General features: G+C 59.3%; 21 protein-coding genes and 3 pseudogenes. 11 read left to right on the top strand and 13 right to left on the bottom strand.

Translation table 11 applies throughout. The annotated features are described in order from the left end of the window. Positions 1 to 266 precede the first annotated feature (266 nt). From CXY75_RS19360 to CXY75_RS02090, 3 genes are all read right to left on the bottom strand, one after another. A complete protein-coding gene (locus tag CXY75_RS19360) occupies positions 267 to 1097 on the bottom strand; it encodes a hypothetical protein (protein WP_146069332.1) in 831 nt (276 codons plus the stop codon). Between the two features lie 976 nt (positions 1098 to 2073). Further along, entirely contained in the window at positions 2074 to 4155 is a 2082-nt protein-coding gene (locus CXY75_RS02095; protein WP_104081209.1) for a hypothetical protein, read from the bottom strand. Then, entirely contained in the window at positions 4152 to 4460 is a 309-nt protein-coding gene (locus tag CXY75_RS02090) for a hypothetical protein (RefSeq protein WP_104081208.1), read from the bottom strand. The genes CXY75_RS02095 and CXY75_RS02090 overlap by 4 nt, the downstream gene beginning before the upstream one ends. Positions 4461 to 5035: 575 nt before the next feature. Here CXY75_RS02090 and CXY75_RS02085 point away from each other — a divergent pair. From CXY75_RS02085 to CXY75_RS02065, 7 genes are all read left to right on the top strand, one after another. Next, complete coding sequence (locus CXY75_RS02085) at positions 5036 to 6409, top strand: IS256 family transposase (protein ID WP_369826638.1); 1374 nt, start codon at positions 5036 to 5038, stop codon at positions 6407 to 6409. A 356-nt stretch (positions 6410 to 6765) separates the two neighbouring features. Further along, positions 6766 to 6909, top strand: coding sequence for a GPGG-motif small membrane protein (locus CXY75_RS19990; protein WP_199182331.1), 144 nt, complete (start codon positions 6766 to 6768; stop codon positions 6907 to 6909). Between the two features lie 627 nt (positions 6910 to 7536). Next, on the top strand, positions 7537 to 7809 hold the full coding sequence (locus CXY75_RS20920; protein ID WP_158251088.1) for an FUSC family protein: 273 nt from the start codon (positions 7537 to 7539) through the stop codon (positions 7807 to 7809). Beyond that, complete coding sequence (locus CXY75_RS20695) at positions 7785 to 7916, top strand: hypothetical protein (RefSeq protein WP_255411753.1); 132 nt, start codon at positions 7785 to 7787, stop codon at positions 7914 to 7916. Before CXY75_RS20920 ends, CXY75_RS20695 begins: the two co-directional genes overlap by 25 nt. A 72-nt stretch (positions 7917 to 7988) precedes the next feature. After that, complete coding sequence (locus CXY75_RS02075; RefSeq protein ID WP_104081206.1) at positions 7989 to 8432, top strand: hypothetical protein; 444 nt, start codon at positions 7989 to 7991, stop codon at positions 8430 to 8432. A 205-nt stretch (positions 8433 to 8637) separates the two neighbouring features. After that, positions 8638 to 9309, top strand: coding sequence for an isochorismatase family protein (locus CXY75_RS02070; RefSeq protein WP_104081205.1), 672 nt, complete (start codon positions 8638 to 8640; stop codon positions 9307 to 9309). Positions 9310 to 9789: 480 nt separating this feature from the next. Next, entirely contained in the window at positions 9790 to 10932 is a 1143-nt protein-coding gene (locus CXY75_RS02065; protein WP_104081204.1) for a glutathione-independent formaldehyde dehydrogenase, read from the top strand. A 125-nt stretch (positions 10933 to 11057) separates the two neighbouring features. Here CXY75_RS02065 and CXY75_RS20915 read toward each other — a convergent pair whose 3' ends face one another. Next, a complete protein-coding gene (locus tag CXY75_RS20915; RefSeq protein WP_369826637.1) occupies positions 11058 to 11219 on the bottom strand; it encodes a DUF3140 domain-containing protein in 162 nt (53 codons plus the stop codon). Between the two features lie 43 nt (positions 11220 to 11262). Here CXY75_RS20915 and CXY75_RS02055 point away from each other — a divergent pair, with 43 nt between their 5' ends. Then, on the top strand, positions 11263 to 11673 hold the full coding sequence (locus CXY75_RS02055) for an ester cyclase (protein WP_104081203.1): 411 nt from the start codon (positions 11263 to 11265) through the stop codon (positions 11671 to 11673). A 59-nt stretch (positions 11674 to 11732) separates the two neighbouring features. On the opposite strand, the pseudogene CXY75_RS20270 reads toward CXY75_RS02055, so the two are convergent. From CXY75_RS20270 to CXY75_RS02045, 3 genes and pseudogenes are all read right to left on the bottom strand, one after another. Beyond that, a pseudogene (locus CXY75_RS20270) lies at positions 11733 to 12002 on the bottom strand (IS30 family transposase); the annotation flags it as partial. After that, positions 11996 to 12100: pseudogene (locus CXY75_RS20265) on the bottom strand (IS481 family transposase); the annotation flags it as partial. The pseudogenes CXY75_RS20270 and CXY75_RS20265, both read right to left, overlap by 7 nt. Positions 12101 to 12205: 105 nt before the next feature. Further along, positions 12206 to 12427 (bottom strand): YrhK family protein, encoded by a 222-nt coding sequence (locus CXY75_RS02045; RefSeq protein WP_104081202.1) that lies wholly within the window; start codon positions 12425 to 12427, stop codon positions 12206 to 12208. A gap of 392 nt (positions 12428 to 12819) precedes the next feature. On the opposite strand from CXY75_RS02045, the gene CXY75_RS02040 reads away from it, so the two are divergent. Next, positions 12820 to 15141: an FdhF/YdeP family oxidoreductase gene (locus CXY75_RS02040; RefSeq protein ID WP_104081212.1), complete on the top strand. Its 2322-nt coding sequence runs from the start codon at positions 12820 to 12822 to the stop codon at positions 15139 to 15141. 35 nt (positions 15142 to 15176) lie between these two features. On the opposite strand, the gene CXY75_RS20690 is transcribed toward CXY75_RS02040, so the two are convergent. The 4 genes and pseudogenes from CXY75_RS20690 to CXY75_RS02025 form a co-directional block, all read right to left on the bottom strand. Continuing rightward, a complete protein-coding gene (locus tag CXY75_RS20690) occupies positions 15177 to 15542 on the bottom strand; it encodes a transposase (RefSeq protein ID WP_255411752.1) in 366 nt (121 codons plus the stop codon). Positions 15543 to 15594: 52 nt separating this feature from the next. Next, a pseudogene (locus tag CXY75_RS20685) lies at positions 15595 to 16055 on the bottom strand (transposase). Positions 16056 to 16229: 174 nt separating this feature from the next. Further along, positions 16230 to 16682, bottom strand: coding sequence for a hypothetical protein (locus CXY75_RS20260; protein ID WP_233201677.1), 453 nt, complete (start codon positions 16680 to 16682; stop codon positions 16230 to 16232). Positions 16683 to 17072: 390 nt separating this feature from the next. Next, positions 17073 to 18101: a S66 peptidase family protein gene (locus CXY75_RS02025; RefSeq protein WP_104081200.1), complete on the bottom strand. Its 1029-nt coding sequence runs from the start codon at positions 18099 to 18101 to the stop codon at positions 17073 to 17075. A gap of 494 nt (positions 18102 to 18595) precedes the next feature. Between CXY75_RS02025 and CXY75_RS02020 the strand changes: the two genes are divergently transcribed. After that, a complete protein-coding gene (locus CXY75_RS02020; RefSeq protein ID WP_104081199.1) occupies positions 18596 to 19186 on the top strand; it encodes a recombinase family protein in 591 nt (196 codons plus the stop codon). Between the two features lie 321 nt (positions 19187 to 19507). Here CXY75_RS02020 and CXY75_RS02010 read toward each other — a convergent pair whose 3' ends face one another. After that, complete coding sequence (locus CXY75_RS02010) at positions 19508 to 20809, bottom strand: cell wall metabolism sensor histidine kinase WalK (RefSeq protein WP_104081198.1); 1302 nt, start codon at positions 20807 to 20809, stop codon at positions 19508 to 19510. Between the two features lie 294 nt (positions 20810 to 21103). On the opposite strand from CXY75_RS02010, the gene CXY75_RS02005 reads away from it, so the two are divergent. Next, positions 21104 to 21640 (top strand): recombinase family protein, encoded by a 537-nt coding sequence (locus tag CXY75_RS02005; protein ID WP_104081197.1) that lies wholly within the window; start codon positions 21104 to 21106, stop codon positions 21638 to 21640. On the opposite strand, the gene CXY75_RS02000 is transcribed toward CXY75_RS02005, so the two are convergent. Continuing rightward, complete coding sequence (locus CXY75_RS02000; RefSeq protein WP_104081196.1) at positions 21619 to 22533, bottom strand: DNA/RNA non-specific endonuclease; 915 nt, start codon at positions 22531 to 22533, stop codon at positions 21619 to 21621. The two genes, CXY75_RS02005 and CXY75_RS02000, sit on opposite strands and share 22 nt — an antisense overlap. Positions 22534 to 22620 lie beyond the last annotated feature (87 nt).

The raw sequence follows: 22620 nt of genomic DNA, 5'->3' as shown, positions 1-22620 counted from the left end.
CGGATTCGCCGGCGGGGCTTTTTCAGATCCAGGCATCGTCACCGACGATGACGCCGCCATCGTCAAATAACGCGACGGACAACACGCGCTCAGCTGCTGGGGTCCGGAGTTAGGTGGTCACCACGGTCGCCACAGACCCAGCTGTGGTCGGCAGCGTGCTGCTAGAGGCGGGTCGATGGCGCTACGAGGGCGGTCACATGACGAAACAGCGGCACTACGTGGCGGGTGCTCCATGAGCCCGGCACCCTCGCCGTTTCCCAGGTCCTCTATACCGCAGGCCGCTCTGACGAAACAGGAGGTTTGGCCGGTGGGCGGCGGCGTGGATGTGGGCTGAACCAACTGCGAGCTCGCGCCCGTGGGGGCACCACCCTTTGTGTCTCCAATACCCTGATGTCTTTAGCAGCAGTGGGGTTCGCTTCGCTTATCAACCAGTCGACATCGGCTTCGGAAGTCCGTACCAGTTTTTGGAAGATCCGGAGGAGAGCCAGCAAGAGCAGGCCGTGAATCCCAAACGTTAGCTTCGGATGGCGTGGTGCTTCCTGTCGAGCCAGTCGATACCAAGTGATGAATGTGGCCGAGAAGATGACACATGTATTGACTAGGTAAAGAGTCGAGGCTGCTATTGGAACGTCGGCCCAACCGGGCCTGACCACCAATACCGCCACGAGTATGGTGGCAGCGGAAACGATGCCGAGGCGTTGCCCTCGCGTCAGTGGTTTCAGATTCACGATCAGCAAGAAGATCAGTGCGAGTCCGAACTCCAAGAGCAACAGAACGACGCCGGCGAGCGCAGTGCCGAGAACGGAAACGACGATCAACCAGAATTCGGGCAGCGTCGATCTCGATTGTTCCGCCAAGAAATAACCGGGATCCGTCAGGAGTTGCGCCGCACTTGGGAGTAGCAGGAGCACGGCCACGCTCCATTGTCCGGTTCTCTTGAGCCAGATGTCCGACGGAAGCGAGCGGTCCGCTAACGCAAGTCGATCCTTCCTGATTCTCATCAGCTCAACGGCAACGCTGAGCCGCTGATTCACTTCCGTGCTCGTGATGACCCGCGCTGCATCGATGCAAAGCACCGCCGTAGCGAACGTGGTCACTAGGAACGCTAGGAACGTTGCCTTTGAGGATTCGGGCGCCGGATCTAGCAGTCTCTGCGCGGTCGCTCCGATTCCGAAAAAGATTACGACTGCGGCAACGAAGGCTCCTGTTGCTGAGAACGCCTTTGCTCGTGCGATCTCCGTTGGGCTCGCCTTCCGATTACTCTCCGAGCGGAGGCCGTGCACCGCAACCTGCAGGCCTATAGCGACGGCCGCCAATGAGCCAATGATCGGGAGGGGATTGTCAATCAGGAACCATTCCGAGGCCAAAACCAGAGGGGGTCCGAATACCGCCCAAGGGTCCTCAGATGCGAGTCCGGACGTCGTAGCTCCGGGGGCGTCACTAAGACTAGGAAGAATATCGAAGCCCATGACCAGTAGTGCCACGACCAAGACTAGGAATCCAAAGGAGGTGAGCACTCGCCGGGTCACGCCCCCAGCCGAATCTATGACCAGTCGTGCCGGTTCGGTTTCGCTCACGACGAGGAGCTTATCGAGCAGCTGCGCGTCGACGCTAGGTATTGACGGGCTCGGTGCCGTTTTAGTCGCCTGTGGCCAAATGTGTGGTCCTCCGCCTTGGTCTGGGGATGGCGGGCACCGGCAGATTTCGCCAGACTGACCACGTGACCGACTCTCCCAAGACGCCGAAAATCTTTGCTGCTTTCCCCGCGACCACCGAGCGCGGGCTCATCCAACGGTGGGGACACCGCAATGACAGCCGCCTGTCACATGAATTCGCAGAGTCAGCGAAACGTCTCGCGGCCACTTACGCAGGTGAGCCGGTCGATGATGTAACGCGCTTGTGGTCGAACCATGCGTCAAGGACGTGCAGGTTGTCTTCAGTGAGGATTTGCATGGAAGCCTTTCGTTAGAGCGGTAGTGGTTACGGCGTAGCCACGCACAGGTATATGCGGCGGATTGTGCCAACTAAATAAAGAAGGGTGTGATGCTTTCGGCATCGCACCCTTCTTGCGACCTAGTAGGCGGGGTTGGCCTGCCAGTCGGTGTCCCACAGTTCCCACGGGATGCAGATAGCGGCGACGCCCTTTCCGAACATGGCGACTTTCTTGGTGCGCTTGCCTGCGTCACGGATAGAGACTTCTTGGAAGGCTTCGATAAGTGCGCTTTCAGATGCGAACTCACGGCTCAGAAGCTTGAACGCAACGCGGGGGAGGATCGCCATGAACTGGCCGGTGCCCTTCCGACCGGAAACATGTGCTCCGAGCATGACGCGGTGCGGCTCACCAATTTGCGTAGATGTGCTCGCGCCCTCCGCCGCTCCATCCTTCAATAGAACGTGGTCGTCTGGGACTGATGTTCCAGCGTTTCTGCCGGGCGAGAAGAAGTACGCTTCGCCCGAAACGATCGCTGCTTGCAGCGAGTCGAGTGCGGATTGCCAGCTTGTGATGCTGGTAGTGCGAGTCGTCTCTTGGTGACGGACCATGTTTGTAGTGAACTGCTTCTGCACGAGTTCTTCGAGCTCCTGCTGCTCGGCGAGTGTCTGGGCACCGGTTGAGGTGATGTAGTTCAGCCATATGTGGAAGCCGAGCTCAGGGACAGCTGCAACCTCTGCGTAGCGGATCTTTGCAGCAGTCTCCTTGCGGGCCTCGACGAACTCGGCTCGCTTGGCCTTCCAGCTTTCACGCCATACCTTCAAACCACCAGCTTCGGTGATCTGACCGGCGAGCCACTGGATGAACGACGCCATGTGCTCGCTCGGTCCGGTCAGCTCCGTAAATTCCTTGAACTTGTCGGCGTTGCCTGAACGGAACGCATCGAGTTCGGGGATCTGCAGTGACCAAACACGTTCGAGCGTGCTCTGAATGGCGGGTGGGATCTTCTCGCCAGCGAGGATGATCGCGACGTCGGTGCGGTCCGCGCTGCCGTTGATCCATTTGCCCTGTGCGTCAACCTCTTTCTTGACACGGCCAGCGGAGCCGCCGGCGTAGGCACGACGGGAGAGACGGTCGAAGGCCTTGATCTGATTGGCGATCTCCAACAGGCCTTCCTTGTCTTTCGGGCGTGCATCGTCGACGGTGATGAAAAACTGGTGGAGGCCTTTGCCGAGATCACTGACCATTGCGACAGTGCCGTCGAAAGTCCCGAGGGCATCGTGTCCCTCACCGAACTCGGGGCTGGCTTGCGCACCAAAAGCGCTCAGCATCGTCGTCTTTCCACAGCCGGGTTCCCCGTAGAGGCAGACAGCCGCGCCAACACCGAGACCTGCGACAGAGTGAGCGATTACGCCTTGGATGGAGGCGTAGATGTGCTCACTGAACAGCTCACGAAGGGCGGCGATCTGGTTTTCGGCCAATACCCGCTTCGCGTCGGGAGAAATCATGGCCGGGTCAGGGAAGCTGATTACTTGAAGGGCGCCCTCAAGCTCGGAGGCGGCGCGGGTCACGTTACCGAACGCCGTGATCGCCCCACCCTGATGCATGAACATCAGCTCGCCGTCCGCTTCAATCCAGCCGGTTCGTGTCCGCGCGATCTGTCGTTCGATTTGATCCTTGTTGGCCTGTCGGATGGCCTCTGCGATCTCCTCTTGCTTGCCTGTGGCCAGAGCGATATCGACGCCACGTGAGCCCGGCAGTCTGCCCAGCCACGATCGGATAGCGGGCAGCTGCTCGTCCGTGATACCGGTGATGATTTCCTCATGCAGGCGTCCGTCCACCCAGTGGGCGACCTTTACATCGTGGATCTGCACGACGTTTCGGTGTCCAGCGTCGTTGAGGTCGTCCAACACCTCTCGCGTCCGGATTCGTCGAACAGCGGCATCGAGGAGTGTGACGGCGGAGTCTGCGTCTTCGCCGGCGTATTCGGCGATACGACCTGCCTCCCAGTCGACGCGGGCGACCTTGACTCCGCCGTTCTTGGCCTTCGGTGCTGCCGGGCGCTTTCCGGTGAGGGGTTTCGCTCGCTCGATAAGTGACGCGACGTACATCGCGCGAGTGCCTTCGAACTGGTTCTCCAGTAGCGCTGCCAGCCCGGCTGAGCTCCCGGGAACACGAGCAATGAGAACTTTCTTGGCACCAAGGTTGCTGAGGTGTTCGATCAATTCGGTAGCGCTGTCCCATGCTGCGCTGGATGCGTCGAGGGGGCGTTCGGGATTAGGACGACGGTATGGGCGATCACCTGATCGATGTCGGGGTCTGGGATGTTGGTGGCGTCGATCCATGCGTTGACTTCGGGGGTAACTGCAACGAGGGTGGTTTCGCCGGCCGCCTTTGCGACGACGTCTAACTCGTCAGTCGTCTCTGGCCCGATGAACAAGATGGAGGTCTGGGCATTGCCAACAAGCGCCTCATGGCCAGTGGCAAGGCGAACAGTCTTCTGAGCGGGGGCGAAATAGTCGAGGTCCATGTGAAGCCTTTCGAACAGGGGTACTGGCCTTCAAATGACGACCACGCACGTTTACATGCGGCGGTTCTAGCCGTTTGCGAAAGATTTCTTGCTATTCCCCAAATTCGCCCGTGCTATTCCCCAGCTATTCCCTCTTATTCCCCCACTATTCCCTCTAGTCTGACTCCGTGTTGGTACCCTCCGATCCCATACAAAAACTGGGCAGTAGGGGGTTTCTACACAAACCTTTATTCCCTTTTTCCCTTAGGTTTTCAAAAGGTATGGGGGGGAAACACATATATAGATTTTTTGGAGGGGGGTGTCTGTATGTATGTCTCCACGGGGGGGGTATCTGTTTCGCGGCGGACAAGCGAATGGGGGAAAAGCGTTGCCGGCAGAGCGAGACTTTTGCATGATTACGCGGAAGTGAGGGCGCACGGGTGGCCGACAGAAGAGGAATAACGGGGAATAACGGAGGAATAACCCGGGAACAACGTCGTCAGAGGCAGGGAATGAGCGAAAGACAGGTCGTCAGCGAGGGTGTCAGATGGTCTGTGTAAGGGGTTGCGGATCGACTACTCGAAGGAGTGATACTCATGGTCATGACGAATCGAAACGAGTTGCGCAAGGCACCGCGGTCCCCGTCTCAACTGCAGGCGGCGAAGGCGATCGATGAGCTCCGCGAGAGCGGCGCTTTGGATTCGTTGTTCTCGAAGATTGATGCCGGCGAAATCCAGCTCACAGGTCAGGGCGGGTTCGTGCCTGGCCTGATCAAAGCGGTCCTCGAGCGAGGGTTGCAGATCGAGCTGACCGATCACCTCGGCTATGAAAAGGGCGACCCCGAAGCCCGGTTCTATCCAAATTCTCGTAACGGCTCCACGCCCAAACTGGTCGATGCTGAAATCGGTGCACTCGATTTGGACATTCCCCGGGACCGGAGCGGGAGCTTCATCCCACGCCTGGTGCCCAAGGGGCAACGGCGTCTCGGCGGCCTCGATGACATGATCATTTCGCTCTATGCCGGCGGGATGACGATCCGCGATATTCAGCAACACCTGGTCTCCACGATCGGCACCGACCTCTCCCACGAGACGATCTCCAAGATCACCGACGGGGTCCTCGAGGAGGTCTTGGAATGGCAGCAGCGGCCGCTGGAGACCCTCTACCCGGTGATGTTCCTCGACGCGTTGATCGTCAAAATTCGTGACGGCGCCCACGTCCGCAACAAGGCCGCCCACATCGCCGTCGGCGTGGACATGGACGGAATCAAGCACGTGTTGGGCATCTGGGTGCAGCAGACCGAGGGCGCGAAGTTCTGGGCCGGCGTCTGCGCCGAGCTCGCCAACCGCGGCGTGAAGGACGTCCTCATCGTCTGCTGCGACGGCCTGACCGGGTTCCCCGAAGCGATCGAAACGACCTGGCCCCAAGCGACCGTGCAAACGTGTGTCGTCCACCTGCTGCGCGCCGCGATGCGGTTCGTCAGCTACAAGGACCGCAAGAAGATCGCGAGCGCTCTCAAGCCGATCTACACCGCCGCTAACGCCGACGCAGCCTGGGACGAACTGACCGCGTTTGCGGAGTCACCCCTCGGAATCCAGTACCCGGCAGCGGTGAAAACGTTCGAAGACGCGTGGGAACGCTTCGCCCCGTTCCTCGCGTTCCCACCGGATTTGCGCCGTGTCATTTACACGACGAACAGCATTGAATCGTTGAACTACCAGCTGCGGAAAGTGACGAAGAACCGCGGCCACTTCCCGAGCGATGAAGCCGCGACCAAGATGCTCTGGCTGGCGATTTGCAACATCGAAGACAAACGCGCCCGTGAACGAGCCAAGGAACGCGGCGGCAACCGCCAGACCAAACGCAAGGCCGAAGGCCGCCTCGTTGAAGGCCTAACCGTCACCAACTGGAAGCTCGCCCTCAACCAACTCGCCCTGGTCTACCCAGACCGAATCAACCCCCACCTATAACCAATTCCACATCACTTACACAAACTAATTGACAAGCTCGCGAGTGCCCGAACGTGCTGACACCAATCTGGAAGTCGCCTTCAACGCATGGCTCGACGACAAAACTCAATAAACCAAGGCGGCGCAAAAAGCCGCTTGACATCAATAGGAGCGTCCCCTCGGGGGGACGTGACCGTGCTTGGGTTCTCTTCGTCGTTTCGCATGGCGGCTAACACATGATGACAGCGTCTCACCTCCACGCCATTTTGGATAAAACACAGTGATCAGAGACCGAGCAGGGGGTACGTTCGATTCAACAGATCGAAAACCGCTATGGGCGTACGGCCCGTCGGCGCTGAATGAAATGGAGCAGCACCATGGCAACAATTCTCTGGATCATTGCGGTAATCCTCGTTATTGCAGGCATTGTCGCTCTATTTCGACGCCAGATTCTCTGGGGTATTGTGCTCATCGTCGTGGGGCTGTTGGTTGGTCCAGGTGGCGTGAGCCTCTTCAGCTGAGACTGCGGATCGAGTAGCCGTTTCGGGGCATGGCGGAGCTCCGGAACGGTTTCGGCGTGAAGGATCCACTGACGCTCTTCGTTGTCTGAGCGCTGCATGACGATATGGGCAATGTCTGCCGTTAGCGCGTGGTGGCGTTGCGCGGCCCGTTTCGCGAATGCTCGAGCTATCAGTTCCGGAGTGGTCCCCGGCGCCGGACGTGTGCGCGCGAGAGTGACCGCCAGTTTGTCGCCGTCAAAGCGACGATAATCCTGTCGGGTTGCCTCGGGCGCGCTGACCAACAGTGCGTGCCTTGTTGGCTGAGGCGCGTTCCGCGAGCAAGATCCGCATTGATTCGATATCGCCGTCGCGTTGTCGGACACGGCGTGAACGGAGGTGGACATCCTTTTCGAAAATTCTGAGCGCCGTACCGGCTACTGCGGGAGTGATTTTCTTGTTGGATGTTTCCCAGCGCCTCGCCAGTATTTGCACTTGACCTGCGGGGCGAGCGGATTTCAACTCTCCGTTGCCGCGGAAGAGGCTTAGACGATGCTGAGAACGATTTTCCCGTGAAACGCATCACGGCTGGCGTTGGCCCGTCGTCTTCAACCTCCGCGATTCCTCCAGGTCACCAAGATTGCTGTTGCTGTGGCGATTGCCTGGACGCTGTCCCCTTTTCTCCCTGGGGACGCCCAGGAATTGCGGTACTACGCGCCGTTGGGCGCACTTTTGAGCATGCACCCAACGCTTATGCGTTCTCTCCGCAGCGCTTTACAAACCCTCGCTGGGCTGGCCGTCGGAATCGCCCTTGCTGGGGCCGTGCTCCTCCTGAGTGAGCCCAGCGCGTGGACGATTTCGCGGGTCATCGGCCTTGGCTCTCTTATCGGAGGAATGCGGTGGGACTTTTGGTCAACCTGCTAATTTTGCCGCCGCTTGCGATCGGCACGGCTGTCGATCGGTTGACTAGTTTTCGGGGCACCCTCGCCACGCACCTCAGCGATTTCGGCGTGGCCTTGGTCGAGAGTTGAACTCCGGAGCGTGACCTCTGGGCGACCAGAGGCAACGCACTTACCGACGCGGCCCGAGATGTCAGGTCAGCTGTGCAATACGCCGACGAGAGTCGTAAGGGTAACCCTCGTGCTCGGTTCAACCGCAGGAATCTTGTTGTCGACTATGAGGACCTCGCGGCTCTGGAGAACGTCACTTTTCACGTGCGCAACCTGACTGAGGTTTTTACGGGCATGATCTGGGGTAAACCTATTCCCCTTGAGCTGCCGCCCGAGCCGCAGCCGGTTCTGAGCGATGCCCTGCACGCGGTCGCAGAAACTTTGCGTGCCACGGACGACGGCCCGCGTGATAGCGCACCCTTTGATGCTGCCGTAGTGGCAGTCGAGGCGATTCTGCACGGCATACAAGAGTTGGATGCCGGGACGACATCGCTCAGCCCCACGGCCGCGATCGTTATCGATCTGAAGCGCATTTTGGTCGCGCTACGCCCTGGCACCGAGAGGGATTCTGAAGAGCCTCCCTCGCCCGTCGTTTAGCCCGTCCCATCGCTTGTTCACGCTGCTGAGGTTCCGTGCACAGGTACCTTCCTGTTCCTGCGAGTTTTTCCTTACCCGGGTTGACCTTGGATTAGCCTTCGGTACGGTGAAGAGGGTTGCAGAAACTATTTCATCCGATTCGCATTAGGAGGTCACCACGCCCAACGCCATCACTACTCGTGACTTTTGATGAAGGAGAATTTTTATGTTGTTTGATACATCCACCACAGCGCTCGTGCTGACGGACCCACAAAACGATTTTCTCAGCCCTACCGGTGCGACTTGGGAACTGGTCGGTAAGAGCGTCGAAGAGAATAACACCGTCGAGCACATTGAGCAGTTGCTCGTGAGTGCCAAGACCTCTGGGTATGAGGTTTTCGTGTCTCCGCATTATTATTTCCCCCACGATCACCAGTGGGAATTCGGCGGAACATTGGAAAAGATGATGCACGAGATCGGCATGTTCGATCGGCCGGGGCCCTTGGATCTTGACGGATTTTCTGGCTCAGGAGCTGACTGGCTAGAGCGCTACAAACCGTTCCTGCAAGACGGCAAGACGGTAGTGTGCAGTCCCCACAAGATCTACGGGCCCGAGCAGAACGACCTCGTGCTCCAGCTGCGTAAACGCGGAATTAGCAAGGTTCTGCTCGCAGGAATGTCAGCAAACCTGTGCATCGAAAGTCACCTACGTGAACTGCTAGAACAAGGATTTGACGTGGCCGTCGTTGCCGACGCGACCGCCGCCGCACAGCACCCTGAACTCGGCGACGGGTATGCGGCCGCCCTAACCAACTTCAACTACATCGCCGGGGTAGTACTTACCACCGAGCGAGCAATAGAAATGTTGGAATCCGCCGTATCCGCAGGAGACCTGTGAGCTGCGGTTCGGCAAAGCCGCCGCTGGTCCCCACCGAGTCCTCCATTTACGGCGATCTGCGAGCGGTTTTCATCAACGCTTGCTGAAGAAAAGTCCCGAACTCAGCTATACCCAAGAGCTGATGGCTATTCCGAGTGTCGTCGAACAGGACGTGCAGCAGCCATCGGGAACGATGGACCGACTGATGCGCCACGTGTACTGTCGATCGCGTTAATTGACGACTGACCTGCCGCGGATATCTCGGTGGAAAGGTATTTGGGACCGAAAAGGTGGCCTCGATCGCGGTCAATGGTGTCTCCTCGCTTCCCATTCCACGCTCGACGAATGCATCCCTTCGTTGCGACGACCGCTTGAATTCGCCGAGGTATGCACAACTAGCGGGCAGCTCGAGGCTGCCCGGGTATTAAAAGTCGAACACCTCCGAAAGTGAAGACGGACCGTTCGTGTTTCACGGTCATGAAAATCAGGGAGTGAAAAGAAATGAAGGCAGTCGTTTATAAGGGTCCCAACAAGGTCAGTGTTGAAGAAGTTCCGGATGCCAAGATCGAACGTCCCACTGACGTTCTCGTACGCATCACGGCCACGAATATTTGCGGTTCAGATTTACACATGTACGAGGGACGCACCAATTTTGAGACTGGGCGCACGTTTGGCCACGAGAATATGGGCGAGGTCATCGAGGTCGGTAATGGCGTCGATAAGGTAAGAGTCGGCGAACGCGTCGTTCTGCCGTTCAATATTTCTTGCGGGTTTTGCAAGAATTGCGAACGCGGTTTCACTAACTATTGCATGACCACTCAGTCAGACCCGGTCGGCGCGGGCGCCGCCTACGGCTTCGCGGGCATGGGGCCGTATCCTGGCGGGCAGGCGCAAATGCTGCGTGTGCCCTACGGCGACAACAACTGCTTGCGCCTGGGTGAAGACGCCATAGAAAAGCAAAACGATTACGTGATGCTTTCGGACATCTTCCCTACGGGCTACCACGCTACCGAGATGGCCGGCGTCATGCCCGGTGACACAGTAGTGATTTACGGTGCGGGTCCAGTCGGGCTGATGGCAGCCCTGTCTGCGTCGATTAAGGGCGCGAGTAAAATCTGGGTTGTGGATCGCCGCCCAGACCGACTTGCCCTCGCCGAGCAAATCGGCGCGATTCCCGTTGATGACTCGAAGACGGACCCGGTTCAGTTCGTTTTGGACCAGACCAAGGGCATCGGCGCGGACCGAGGTTGTGAATGCGTGGGCTATCAGGCCCACGACGCACAGGGCACCGAAGATCCCGCCATGACTCTGAACCGGTTGATTCAGTCCGTGCGTATCACCGGGGGAATTGGTGTTGTTGGCGTTTTCCTGCCCGCAGATCCCGGCGGCTTCGACGAGAACGCCAAACAGGGCAAGATTGCTATTGACTACGGCCTGCAGTGGCTCAAGGGAATAAACATTGGCAGTGGCCAATGCCCGGTGAAGAAATATAATCGACAGTTGCGCGAGCTGATAGCTGTGGGTAAAGCCAAGCCATCATGGATCGTTTCTCACGAGATTCCCCTCAGTGACGCCGCGGACGCCTACAAGAACTTCGGCGACCGCACCGACGGGTGGACCAAAGTTATCCTCAAGCCCGAATAAACCAACCCCTAGCGGCCCATTTGACCTAGCCTCTGTGGTCCAAACTACGGCGCGCGCGGCAGGGAGAACCAGACCTCACAGTTCCCCCTGCCGCTACGTTTTTAGTGGGTCATTTCCCTAGTTCATCACGAGTATCGCCATCGTGAGTGCTCGGCGTCGAAATCTGTGCCCCGTGCCCTGTGCCGCTTCACGTAGCTGACCACCCTATATATGTGTTCGATATCGGACGCGGTCAGTTCGGCCTTTTTCATTCTAAGAATTGCAGACATATGATCACCCGTGGCCAATACAAACCCAGCCGCGGTAAATGTCTAGGAAGAGAGTAAACACATGAGTCAAGAAATGAATATCGCAGCCCAGCAGAAGTTTGGTGACGCCGTGAACAGCGGAAAACTCGACCTTCTCGACAACCTCGTGGCAAAAGATGCAGTCGATAACGACCCTGCCCCTGGGCAAGGCCCTGGTCCTGAGGGTTACAAAGCGTTTTTTGGCGAGATGATTGCCGCTTTTCCAGACCTGCACATCGCAGTTGAGCGTCTCGTCGCCAACGATACCGACGTCGCATTCGCTTATACCCTCACCGGCACCCACCAAGGCCCTCTCATGGGCCACGCCGCTAGCGGTAAAAGGATGTCTGTTCGTGGCATGCAAATTAGCCGGTTTGAGAACGGGAGACTTGTCGAGCGGTGGGGTAGCAGCGACCAACAGGGCATGCTCGAACAGCTCGGCTTGGCACCGTAATTTGCGACTACTGGCGTTTCAATCAGGGCAAAGTCAAGTCGTCGGAGCAACGCAGTGTTTTAGGCTGCGAGGAGCAGCTGGTTGAGTCGTTGACCCGGGGTGTCGAGGTCGAGGGTCGGGCGAGGGCGTCGGTTGAGCTTGGCGGCCGTGCGGCGTAGGTCCTCGGCACTGTGTGTGGAGAGGTCGGAGCCCTTCTCGATCCAGAACCGCAGGAGGCGATTCGTGTTCTCGTTGCTGCCGCGCTGCCAAGGTGAGTGCGGGTCACAGAAGTAGAACGTCGTGTCGAGGGCGGTTTGGACGTCGGCATACCCTGCGAGCTCGGTTCCGCGGCGCGGGCTTGGGCCCAGCCGTCGCGGGTGACGAGCTGGACGAGTTTCAGGCGTCCCTCGGGCGTCAGGGGTGCGTTGGCGTGAGTAACGTAAGAGATGAGGGCCTCCGTGGCATCGGCTTGAGCGTGGTAATCCAATCGATACCGGAGGTCCTCACCTTTTTACTCCAGCCACGCTGCATACAACCACCGTGGGAACAACACCTAGACCCTATTGTTGCGACGCTGCAGCATTCGGTGCAGGCCACCCCCGAGCGCGCCGATAAACATGAAGATTGAACCGATGACGAACAGCCAGACCGCAAGCGTATAGAAGTGGTTAAAGGCTTTGAAGAAAAGCACAGAGCCGACGACGAACAACAGGTTGCCGCTGATGCCTATGGTGGTGTGGATATGTTCGTAATCTTGGACGAGGGTGCGAATCATAATGAGATTCCTTCAGTTTTTTCATGGGCGATGACAACCCGATTGTGCTGACCTATTCCTGCGGCGGAACGCTCTCGAGAGCGTTGTGGAGACGCCGGTTGTTGTGCCAGTCGAGCCGGCCGAAGGGAAGCTCCCCGACATCAGGCAAGGACTTCAAATCAACCCTCTTGAATGGCGATCCTTTGGCCGCGACCGCGTTTCATAGTGCCCAATCACGGTCTCGTCTCCCAACGTGACAGTGTTCGATAAATGCCTGCATTCGCTCAGGCTACTCGCGTCGGGGTTGGCAATTTAATCGTTTTAGTTGCTATGCCTGAGCGCACCTGTTAGTCCTGATATGGTCGGCACGATTGATTCTGGTCGCTGCTGTTACAAGCGGGAAGAGAGTGGTCATGATGCGCGAGAACCCTCCGGTGAACGAACCTCAAGACAGCGACATTGAAGTTGGGAAGCCTAAGGACTGGGCCGCTGGGATGCCCGGTGTGCTGCACTCAATGATTCCGGCGATCAAGGATATGGGCGTGGATCGAACGCGAAAGACGATGCTGTCTCTGAACCAGAAGGACGGCTTCGATTGCATGAGCTGTGCGTGGCCGGATCCTGATCATCGCAAGGCATTCGAGTTCTGCGAAAACGGCGCCAAGGCCGTCACCTGGGAAGCGACGCCCATTGTCGTGTCCTCCAGTTTTTGGGCCGAGCATTCGGTCAGCGACCTGCTCACGCGTTCGGAGTATTGGCTGGGCACGCAGGGACGCCTGACTGAACCTGTCTATAAGCCAGCCGGTGAGGACCACTACCGGCCTATCAGCTGGGACAAGGCATTCGCCATCGTCGGCAACAAGCTCAACAGCCTCGAGTCCCCCAATGAGGCTGTCTTTTACACCAGCGGTCGCGCGTCCAACGAGGCCGCCTTCGCGTATCAGCTTTTCGCCCGCGGCTACGGGACGAATAACCTGCCCGACTGCTCCAATATGTGCCACGAATCAACCGGTCGGGCCTTGGACCCGACCATTGGAATTGGCAAGTCCACGATCGCCTACGATGATTTCGGCAAGGCCGATCTGATCATTATCATGGGCCAGAATCCGGGAACCAACAGTCCCCGCATGCTCACTGCTCTCGAGGAAGCCAAGGACAACGGCGCGGAAATTGTCGCCGTAAATCCCCTGCCGGAAGCGGGACTGAGAAGATACAAGAACCCGCAGCAGGTCAAGGGCATCATCGGCCACGGGACTGAGATTGCCGATCAGTTCATTCAGATCAGGCTGGGCGGGGACATGGCCCTGTTACAGGCCGTCTCCAAAAGGGTGCTCGATGCTGAGGCCGAAACCCCGGGAACAGTTCTGGACCGCCAATTCCTTGACGAGCACTGTGAAGGGCTGGAGGAGTTCACACTGCACCTCGCGGAGCTGGACGAGGGTGCAGTCCTGGAGGCGACTGGCCTGCGCATAGACGAGATCGATGAGTTGGCGGCCCGATACCTGAAAGCTGAGAGGGTCATCATCACCTGGGCGATGGGGATAACCCAGCACAAGAAAGCGGTCGCCACGATCAAGGAGATCATCAACCTGCTTCTGCTGCGCGGAAACATCGGCAAGCCGGGCGCTGGCGCTTGCCCGATCCGAGGCCACAGCAATGTCCAGGGCGACAGGACCATGGGTATCTGGGAGCAAATGCCACAGTCATTCATGGACGCACTCGGCAAGGAATTCGGCTTCGAGCCGCCAATTGATCATGGAGTGGACGCGGTCAAGACAATCCAGTCCATGCGTGACGGCGGCATCAAATTTTTCATGGCATTGGGAGGCAACCTGGTCGGGGCGATCGCGGATACCAATGCCGCCGAAGCCGCGATGCACGGCACGGACATGACCGTCCAGATCTCCACCAAACTGAACCGCTCCCACGCGGTCGTGGGCAAGGAAGCGCTTATTCTTCCGACCATGGGCCGCACCGAGGTCGACCGACAGACATCGGGAGAGCAATTCGTGTCGGTTGAAGACACGGTCTGTGCGGTGCATCCCTCCTTCGGCGTGATTGAACCGGTTGTACCTGGCCTGCTTTCCGAGGTTGCCATTATCGCCCGCTTGGCACGGGCGACGATCGGGGAGAAGACCAACGCTGATTGGCCTGGATTCGAGAAAGACTACGATCTGATCCGCGAACACATCTCGCACGTGGTGGAAGGATGCCAGGACTACAACATAAAAATCCGGAAGGATGGCGGCTTTGTGTTGCCGAACGGACCGCGAGACTCGCGCACTTTCCACACGCCCACGGGCAAGGCCATGATCACTGTCAACGGGCTTGAGTTTATTGGCCGGCCGGCCGCGACCTTGATCCTGCAGACTATGCGATCCCATGACCAGTTCAACACCACCATTTACGGTTTCGACGACCGTTACCGGGGCATCAAGAAAGGCCGGCATGTGGTCTTCGTGAATCCGGAAGACCTCGCTGAACTGAGCTTGGAGGACGGCCAGCAGGTGGACATTCACGGCGTGCACGATGATGGCGCGCAGCGAGTACTGCGCAATTACCGTGTGGTTGCCTATCCCAGCGCCCGTGGGTGCGCTGCCACGTACTTTCCCGAGGCGAACGTTCTTGTTCCCCTGGACAAAGTAGCCGACGACAGCAACACACCGGTATCCAAGGCCGTCATCGTCAGGCTGGAACTTGCTCAGAAGCAGGAGTCCCCGGTCAAGTCCTTTTGAGTGGTGTTTCGGTTTCCCTGTGATCCCTCGGCTGATTAGGCGCTGAGGGCAGAGATCTCGATAGCCACCTCCTCGGGCATAGCGGTCCCGACGGCCTGAGATTTGGCCAGGGCATCGAGGCCGAGATAGCGGCGGGACTCGACCCATTCATCGTGTTGCTCGGCAAGGACAGCTCCCGCGAGACGGATGATCGAGTCCCTGTTAGGGAAGATCCCGACGACATCGGTCTGGCGGCTGATCTCCCTATTTAAGCGCTCGTTCGGGTTGTTCGACCAGATCTGTTTCCAGAGCTCTTTCGGGAACACTGTGAACGCGAGAATGTCGGCCCTGGCCGCGTCGAGATGCGCACGCTTTCGGGAGCTTGTGTTCCAATGCGTCCAGGACCCGGTCGAACTGGGCATTCACTGCGTCTGCATCGGGCTGGTCATAAACGGTATGCAGTAGCGTCTTCACTCACGGCCGCGAGCTCTTCGGTGTCGCTGACATCAGGTTCGCCGAGTAGTGCATTTGGCACCACTGCCACGCAGCCCCGGGCAGGGTCGCCGCGGTCGCGGCGACCAGGCCGACGTGGGCGTCAGAGATGACGCGCTTGATACCGGTGAGGCCCCGGGCGGTGAGGTCGCGGAAGAACTCAGACCAGCCCGCGCCGTCCTCGCTGGAAGCGACCGGGAGGCCCAGGATCTCGCGGTGGCCATCGGCGTTGACGTCGGTAGCGACCATCACGGACACGTTCACGGCCCGGCCGCCTTCTCGAACTTTCATCGCGAGGGCGTCGGCGGCGACGAACATGTAGGGGCCGCCGTCCAGGGGCGGGTTTGGAAGTCGGCGACGTGGTCGTCGAGTTCTTTCGACATCTCCGAGACTTGAGATTTAGAGAGGTGGGTGATGCCGAGGGTCTCGACGAGTTTCTCCATCCGCCGGGTCGAGACGCCTAACAGGTAGCAGGTCGCGACGACGGTTGTCAGGGACCACCGGCGGACGCTCGTGCCGAATACGGCTGAGCGACTGGGGCGGTGACGACTTGGCGACGGGAAGAGCGGGAGGTTCGACAGCGACTGACGATCGCACATTCGTTGCTCTCAAACCCATCAGATCGACAGTGAGGTACCAGCTGCCGCTGCGAGGGACGGTGAGACCATCTCCAGGGCCGCTGTGAAGGGAACGACGAGACCAGCGAGTAACGCTCCCAGTCCGCGGCCGCGCGCGCCCGCACCGACAAGTCCCAACCCGGGCCCGAGTGCCAGGGCGATGAGTGACCAGTAGGACAATTCAAGTGCGTAACTGGTGAATGGCTCTCCTCGGAGCCATGAGTCGGTAACGAAGTAAGCAGTGCAAGCGGCGAGTTCAGCGAGGATGCCGGTCAGGATTGCTGTACGCCACGTCCCACCCATCCAGCCACCGAGCACCATTATTCCGGCCCATGCCCAACCGGAATTGAACACGAAAGTGAGCACAGACGCCCATTCATTCGTCACCGATGACAGGAACCCCAAGCCGCCGCCGGCTGCAAGAGCGCAGACCACTTTCATCCAGCTGGACACCCCACAACTCTAAGCCATACCCAGTACGAAGGCGACGGCCGGCGTAGACGAGACATCTCCTCACCTTCGCACGCTTTGGTACGCGGCGATAGGAGCCGCGCGGATGCCGTCACAAGATGGGAGTCCAGCCGAAGAAAGCGGCGTTCGGCCGCAACGTCCCAGTAGCCGGACCCTCTACGGGACGACCCCAGGAGAGCGCTGCTTGCTCTGTAACTTTCATCGCTTTGTGGCGGCATTCCGTGATCGCTCTTTGGCGCATTGAAATCAGTGCCGGCACCAGTTCTGAGCGGGGTCGGGGTGTTGCACTCACCGCCTGAACCCGCCCGTTTTGAGGCAGGTAGGTCACAAGACACGTCTCAGTGTCGCTTTTCGAGTGACGGCGGCAGCAGGTTAGGGCACAAGGTGCTGGGTGATGCGGCCGCGTCCTTGAATCAGCTCGATCTCCGCAAGGGCACCATTGACGAGGGGCAGCTGCGGCGGCTGATGGCCAATGTCGAAATCTATGATGACGGGAATGCCCAGATCGTCTAACGCTCTCTCAATTGCGCCGCGTTGACTCAGGCCCTCAACGCCGGGAGCGGTCGTGCGTCCAATTAGAACTCCGGTGGCATGTCTGAACCATCCGGCTAAGCGCAACGACCAGAGCATGCGCAGCACCGTAGAAGCCTCTGCACCCGACACTTCAAGGTAGACGATTACGCCCTCGGGAGCATGGCGTTCTGCAAAGCCGGAGACGTCACCGAATGGCGAGCCTGCGAGTAGCGAAACACTCTCCAGGCATCCGCCGATGAGGCGACCATGCATTTGCGAAGTTGGGTCATTGTCCAGCGCACGCCAGCTAGTTGTCGCTTCGTAAGCTGCATCGCGGGTAAGGGGCTCATCGGCCCAAGCGCCCCACGGCCGCGACCGCCGTCGCGGCGCCGATAACTGTGTAAAGGACGTCCCTGCTGACAATGACGCCACCTCGGTCCACCGGCGGAATTCCGTTGGCAACTCCCACGGCTCGTCCATCAGGTTTGCCCCGTGAAGGGTCGCGACACCTGTCGTGATCGTGAGTGGCATCAATAGCGTGGCAATATCTGACCAGCCGACAAACCATTTCGGATCGGCGGCGAACGCCTGCCAATCAAGTTCCTCTACGAGCTCCACCGCCAGCTCGCCACCCCACGGAGGAAGAATCGCGCGGGCCGGGCCGGCGAACGCAGCGCTTAACTCCGATCGTCGTTCGGCGGCAGGAGCGGGAACGAGACCGTCACGCCGAGCAGATTCCCCCACGACCACGGTGAAGCCTCGTGCTTCGAGGTCGCGCACCCCTCGATCAAGTCTTGAGTGCAGGTTCGCAGGCACCCCCATAGAAGGGGCTGGGACCGAAATCTGATCGCCAAGTGATAAAGCACGCGGATATCGCACGTTGGTCATCGGGCAACTCTAGCGAGCAGCCCGCGCATCAATGATGCGCTGGACGCTGGGTGCAGGTCGTTCAGCAGACGCCTCCGCAACGATCAACGGCAATTTCTTTCGCTTCGCAGCCCTACCGGACACCTACAGGGCACTGCACTGCGTCTTTCCGTTCGAAACCTAAAAATAGGTGCATCTCATCGCAGCCGCTGGTGCCCTCGTAGGGCCTAGGAATCTCGTAAGGCGGTGAATCTCGTCACTGTGCCGCATAACCTCCTGGTCGGTTACCCATAATCACTTCTACATATGAGGCACCGACGGCATCGCCGAGAGGCCGGCACCGTGCAGTCTCAGAAAAGTAAAGGTTTACAAGACACGAGACCCACCGAAATTGAGTCGTGGGAAAAGTGCAGAAAAGCGCGGAATCGCGTGCTCACCTTTTGTCTTGTAAAGTCGTCTCGCCATTCATGCTGTCTCACTATCTTCGAAGGGACTTTGTGAGGCAGAACGAGTTTATGAGGATGCTGGGTTACACGCGGGTGAGTACGGCGAGTCAGGATGCACAGTTGCAGCTGGACGCTTTGGTTGCCGCGGGGGTGCAGAAGCGCGATGTGTTTGCGGATATCACCTCGGGGAGCAAGACGGCCATTGAGCGTCCGGGGATGAAGAAGCTTCTCGGTTACGCCGAGCCGGGCGACATTATTGTTGTGTGGCGGGTGGACCGGCTTGGCCGGTCCCTCATCGATGTCCTCAATACGGTGAACCTGCTGCGGGAGCGTGGTGTGCTCGTCCGCTCGATCTCGGATGGGATTGACCCCGCGACGACGAACGGTCGGCTGATGCTGAATATGCTCGCGACGCTGGCGGAGTATGAGCGCGAACTTATCGTCGAACGCGTCAATGCGGGTATCGCTGCCGCACGCACTGCTGGCACCCGCTTCGGCCGGCCGGCCGTGGACCCGACGGTGATCGCCGACAAGCTCGGGATCGTCAACGCCGCTCGGAAGCGTGGACGTACTGCCGCCGATGCCGCCCACCTCGTCGGATGGAGCCGCGCGACCCTCTACCGCCATCAACATGCCTTCGCTGCCCGCGAGGGCCAGTGATGTAACCAACGATGGACGGCGACGAGCGGTGGCGGGTTCTTCGACTTCACGTCGAGGACCAGGTGGCGATTGCGACTCTCGCCCGGGACGCAGGGCATGAACTCGGGCGAACTCGATGCCTTCAGGGCCTGTGCTGGCGAGCTTCACGTTGAAGCCGGCCTGGATGAGGATCGCCTCGATCACTTCGCCGACATCAGCGTCGTCTTCGATGACGATCGCGATGGGATCAGCGTTCACGCTACCCCCCGGTTTGCTTTGTCCGCTAAGTCTGCCAAGCCGTCCCAGTACGTGAAAGCAAGAACAATGTTGTTTCACGGGTGCTCACGCAACAATTTGCTCACTTTCGTGACCAGGCTGCGCCACCACGTCCTCGTGATCAGAAAGTGCGAGCGGTAGGGTCAATTCGAACCTGCTGCCGCGCGTCGATGACTCGACTAGGCGCAGGTCGCCGCCGTGGCGCCGTGCAATGTCACGGCTGATGCCCAGGCCTAGCCCCGAGCCGTCTTGCGATGAGCGCCGCGCCGACTCGGTGCGATAGTACGGCTCGAATACCCGTGCAGAGTCGGTGGGAGCTATGCCGTATCCGCTGTCAGTTACGGCGAAGGTTGCCGTGGTGACTAAGCGGGTTTCACTCACGATTACCGTGCCGCCGACCCGGTTGTATTTGATGGCGTTGGTTAGCAGGTTGTCGAATACCTGCCGAATGCGATTGGGGTCGACGTCGGCCCAGAGTGTGTCGGAGGCGATCACGTTGATCGACACGCTGCGCGCATCGGCTGCTGTGCGACGTGCCGCGACGCACGTCTCGATGAGCCCGCCCACGTCGGTGGCCGTGATGTGCAGCCCCAGTAGGGCAGTGCCGGTGCTCCGCCCGAGGAGCAGGTCCGCGAGTATCGTGTCCATCTGCTCGGCGTTGCGCACGATTATCCCGACGCGCCGCCCAACCGTCTGGGCATCATTTGTGTGTAGCACCAGCTCGGCATTGCCCAGAATCGATGTGAGTGGTGTGCGCAGCTCGTGCGTGACCGCTTCGATCAGGTCGTCGCGAGCCTGCACCGCTTGCTCGGTGAGGGCGGTCTGTGCTGCGAGTTGCACCTTTTTTCGTCGGATGCGCGCGCCCGACACGCCTGCAGCCCCCGCCAAAATGAGCAGCGTCAGCGGGTAAGCCACGATGCGGGTGAAATTGCCTGGTTCCATGTCTCCGCCGTAGGCCTGCAAGAGTCCGACCGGGCTTGTGACCAGGAGAAGGGCGACGCTAGCCAGTACGCCCCGCATGCCGAACGAGTATGCGATCCAGATTATGGGCAGAATCAGCAGTAGGGCGCCGCCCGAGAGCGTTGCACCTTCCGCGTGCGCGGTGAGCCGAATACCGAGCAGGTCGAGAAGCGGAAGCAGCACCGCAAAGCGTTGCAGGCCTGGCCGGTTGTGCCAGATCACGGTGATCACGGTGATCACGGTGATCACGGTGATGATGCCGGCACCGGCGGCGTAGAGAAGCGGGTCGAGGGCACCGGGTTGGCTGAGCAGTATTGCCGAGCCGACGACCACCAGGGCCCCGAACACAACGCCTTGAAACTCCAGCAGGGCCCGACCCGTGTCGCGGCGTGCCTGATTTGTCCCCATTGACTCAGACTAAGGTTCCACGCGGCCATTACAAGGGCAATGCCCACTATGGGGGGGAGTGAAAAACTGGGTTACTCCTGTCGTTGCCGGGCCGAAATCTGCCGTGAATCCTGATTCTGATTTGGCATTCTGATACGTGCATGCATCTGCGTGGTGTGAGTCACAACATTTTGAGTCATCTTTATGCCACTTGTCAGTTTTCGAAGTCGGCTGCACAACCCCGAAAACACGAGGGTCGTTGTGCAGACGACTTCGGAAAATGACAGCCTCGTGACGGGTTAACGAGTTGGGTATGTGCGAGTGAGTACTCTCGATCAGAACACTGTCCGTCAGCTTGCTGGCGTCGAGGTCGATCGGGTGTTTGAGGATAGGGTGTCGGGGAAGGATCAGAACCGGTCCGAGCTGGAGGAGATGATTCGGTTCGTTCGAGATGGCGATACTGTTCTCGTGCATTCCATGGATCGTCTTGCCCGGAACCTCGATGATCTTCGTTTGATCGTGCGCCGGCTTACGGCGATGAAAGTTCGGGTCGAGTTCGTGAAAGAGCAGCTCGTCTTCACGGGCGATGACAATGCGATGGCAAACCTGCTTTTGAACGTCATGGGAGCGTTTGCTGAGTTTGAGCGATCTTTGATTCGTGAGCGTCAACGGGAGGGCATTGCCCTGGCGAAGAATCGTGGCTTGTACCGTGGTCCTACCCCGTCACTGGACGCGACCCGCGCAGCCGAGCTGCGTGAGGAGGCTGCTGCGGGCGTGCCGAAGTCTGTTCTTGCTCGAGAGTTTGGGATCAGCCGGGAAACCGTCTATGTCTACCTTCGCGCCGGGGACTGAGCTGGCTGCAGAGGATTCGGTGTGGTTAGAGGTGGATGCCTGCGGTGTCGATCAGTTCGACCCAGCGCGTGCGATGATCGGTGTCTTCCCGGATTGCTGGGGCCGGGGCGTAGACGTCTGCTTCGGATAGGGCGGTCAGGTTGAGCCCGGTGAGGCCGATGATGTCCCTGATGGGTACTTGGTAGGTGCGGTATGGCCGCCAGCGGCGGGGGAGTGCCGTACATGAGGGCTGGGGCGCGGACCGTGTCAAGGTCGATGTCTTCTAATTGCGGGCTTTGGTCGAGGACGAATCCGGCAGCCTGCAGAGCGGTGGAGCCGTGCAGGGTCGTGGTCCATGCTGCGATCTTCCAGAATGCGTGCGGGATCTTCACGCCGCGGTATATCGGGTCCTGGGCGGAGAGTACGGGGGCGGTGAAGACGCTGATGCGGTTACTGTTGGTGCGTGCGTAGGTGAGGACGTGGTCCTCGAGGCCGAGCCAGAGTTGTTTCGATTGGTTGAAGGCTGCGGCTTGGGGTGCGGCGTTGGTGTAGGAGAAGGTATCGTAATTTGCTCGCCGGGCTGTCGCCTCGTCGCCCCAGACCGGGTCCCGGCGGCGGACGAGGTGCCCGCGGTCGAGATCGTTTCTGGCGTAGACGTCCTCGCCGGCCTGTTCGTAGAGCGGGATACGTGAGTCGAGGTGCCAGTCGTCGCCTCGGTCAACGGTAACGAGGTGATCCCCGTCGATGTTGACGCCGGTCGCGATCGCCAGGCGCCGCGCGGGGTCCAGGAGCACGGTGAAATGTGTGTAGAGCAGTTCACGAATCAAGGTTCCTGCGGGAGGGGCCGGGAGCGGCAGAGAAATCTCAAGGAAGTCGGCGTTGTATCCAGCAGGAGAAAATGATGCGGCGTCCATGTCGATAGTCAAGCAGCCACAGCCGACAGTTGGGGGACTTCGGATCTATATGACGGTGTTGGTGGGAAGGCCTCAGGTTGCTTCCAC

The organism is Cryobacterium sp. Y11, from assembly GCF_002929535.1.
GTDB lineage: Bacteria > Actinomycetota > Actinomycetes > Actinomycetales > Microbacteriaceae > Cryobacterium.
This window is presented reverse-complemented; position numbering and strand designations above follow the sequence as displayed.

Excerpts from the sequence above, each read along its gene's own strand:
- CXY75_RS02065 (WP_104081204.1), top strand. The coding sequence starts at position 9,790 with ATGAAGGCAGTCGTTTATAAGGGTCCCAACAAGGTCAGTGTTGAAGAA.
- CXY75_RS20690 (WP_255411752.1), bottom strand. The coding sequence starts at position 15,542 with ATGCCCAGTTCGACCGGGTCCTGGACGCATTGGAACACAAGCTCCCGA.
- CXY75_RS02045 (WP_104081202.1), bottom strand. The coding sequence starts at position 12,427 with ATGATTCGCACCCTCGTCCAAGATTACGAACATATCCACACCACCATA.
- CXY75_RS19990 (WP_199182331.1), top strand. The coding sequence starts at position 6,766 with ATGGCAACAATTCTCTGGATCATTGCGGTAATCCTCGTTATTGCAGGC.
- CXY75_RS02090 (WP_104081208.1), bottom strand. The coding sequence starts at position 4,460 with ATGGACCTCGACTATTTCGCCCCCGCTCAGAAGACTGTTCGCCTTGCC.
- CXY75_RS02000 (WP_104081196.1), bottom strand. The coding sequence starts at position 22,533 with ATGGACGCCGCATCATTTTCTCCTGCTGGATACAACGCCGACTTCCTT.
- CXY75_RS02025 (WP_104081200.1), bottom strand. The coding sequence starts at position 18,101 with ATGACCAACGTGCGATATCCGCGTGCTTTATCACTTGGCGATCAGATT.
- CXY75_RS02020 (WP_104081199.1), top strand. The coding sequence starts at position 18,596 with ATGAGGATGCTGGGTTACACGCGGGTGAGTACGGCGAGTCAGGATGCA.
- CXY75_RS02010 (WP_104081198.1), bottom strand. The coding sequence starts at position 20,809 with ATGGGGACAAATCAGGCACGCCGCGACACGGGTCGGGCCCTGCTGGAG.
- CXY75_RS02070 (WP_104081205.1), top strand. The coding sequence starts at position 8,638 with ATGTTGTTTGATACATCCACCACAGCGCTCGTGCTGACGGACCCACAA.
- CXY75_RS02085 (WP_369826638.1), top strand. The coding sequence starts at position 5,036 with ATGGTCATGACGAATCGAAACGAGTTGCGCAAGGCACCGCGGTCCCCG.
- CXY75_RS02055 (WP_104081203.1), top strand. The coding sequence starts at position 11,263 with ATGAGTCAAGAAATGAATATCGCAGCCCAGCAGAAGTTTGGTGACGCC.
- CXY75_RS02040 (WP_104081212.1), top strand. The coding sequence starts at position 12,820 with ATGATGCGCGAGAACCCTCCGGTGAACGAACCTCAAGACAGCGACATT.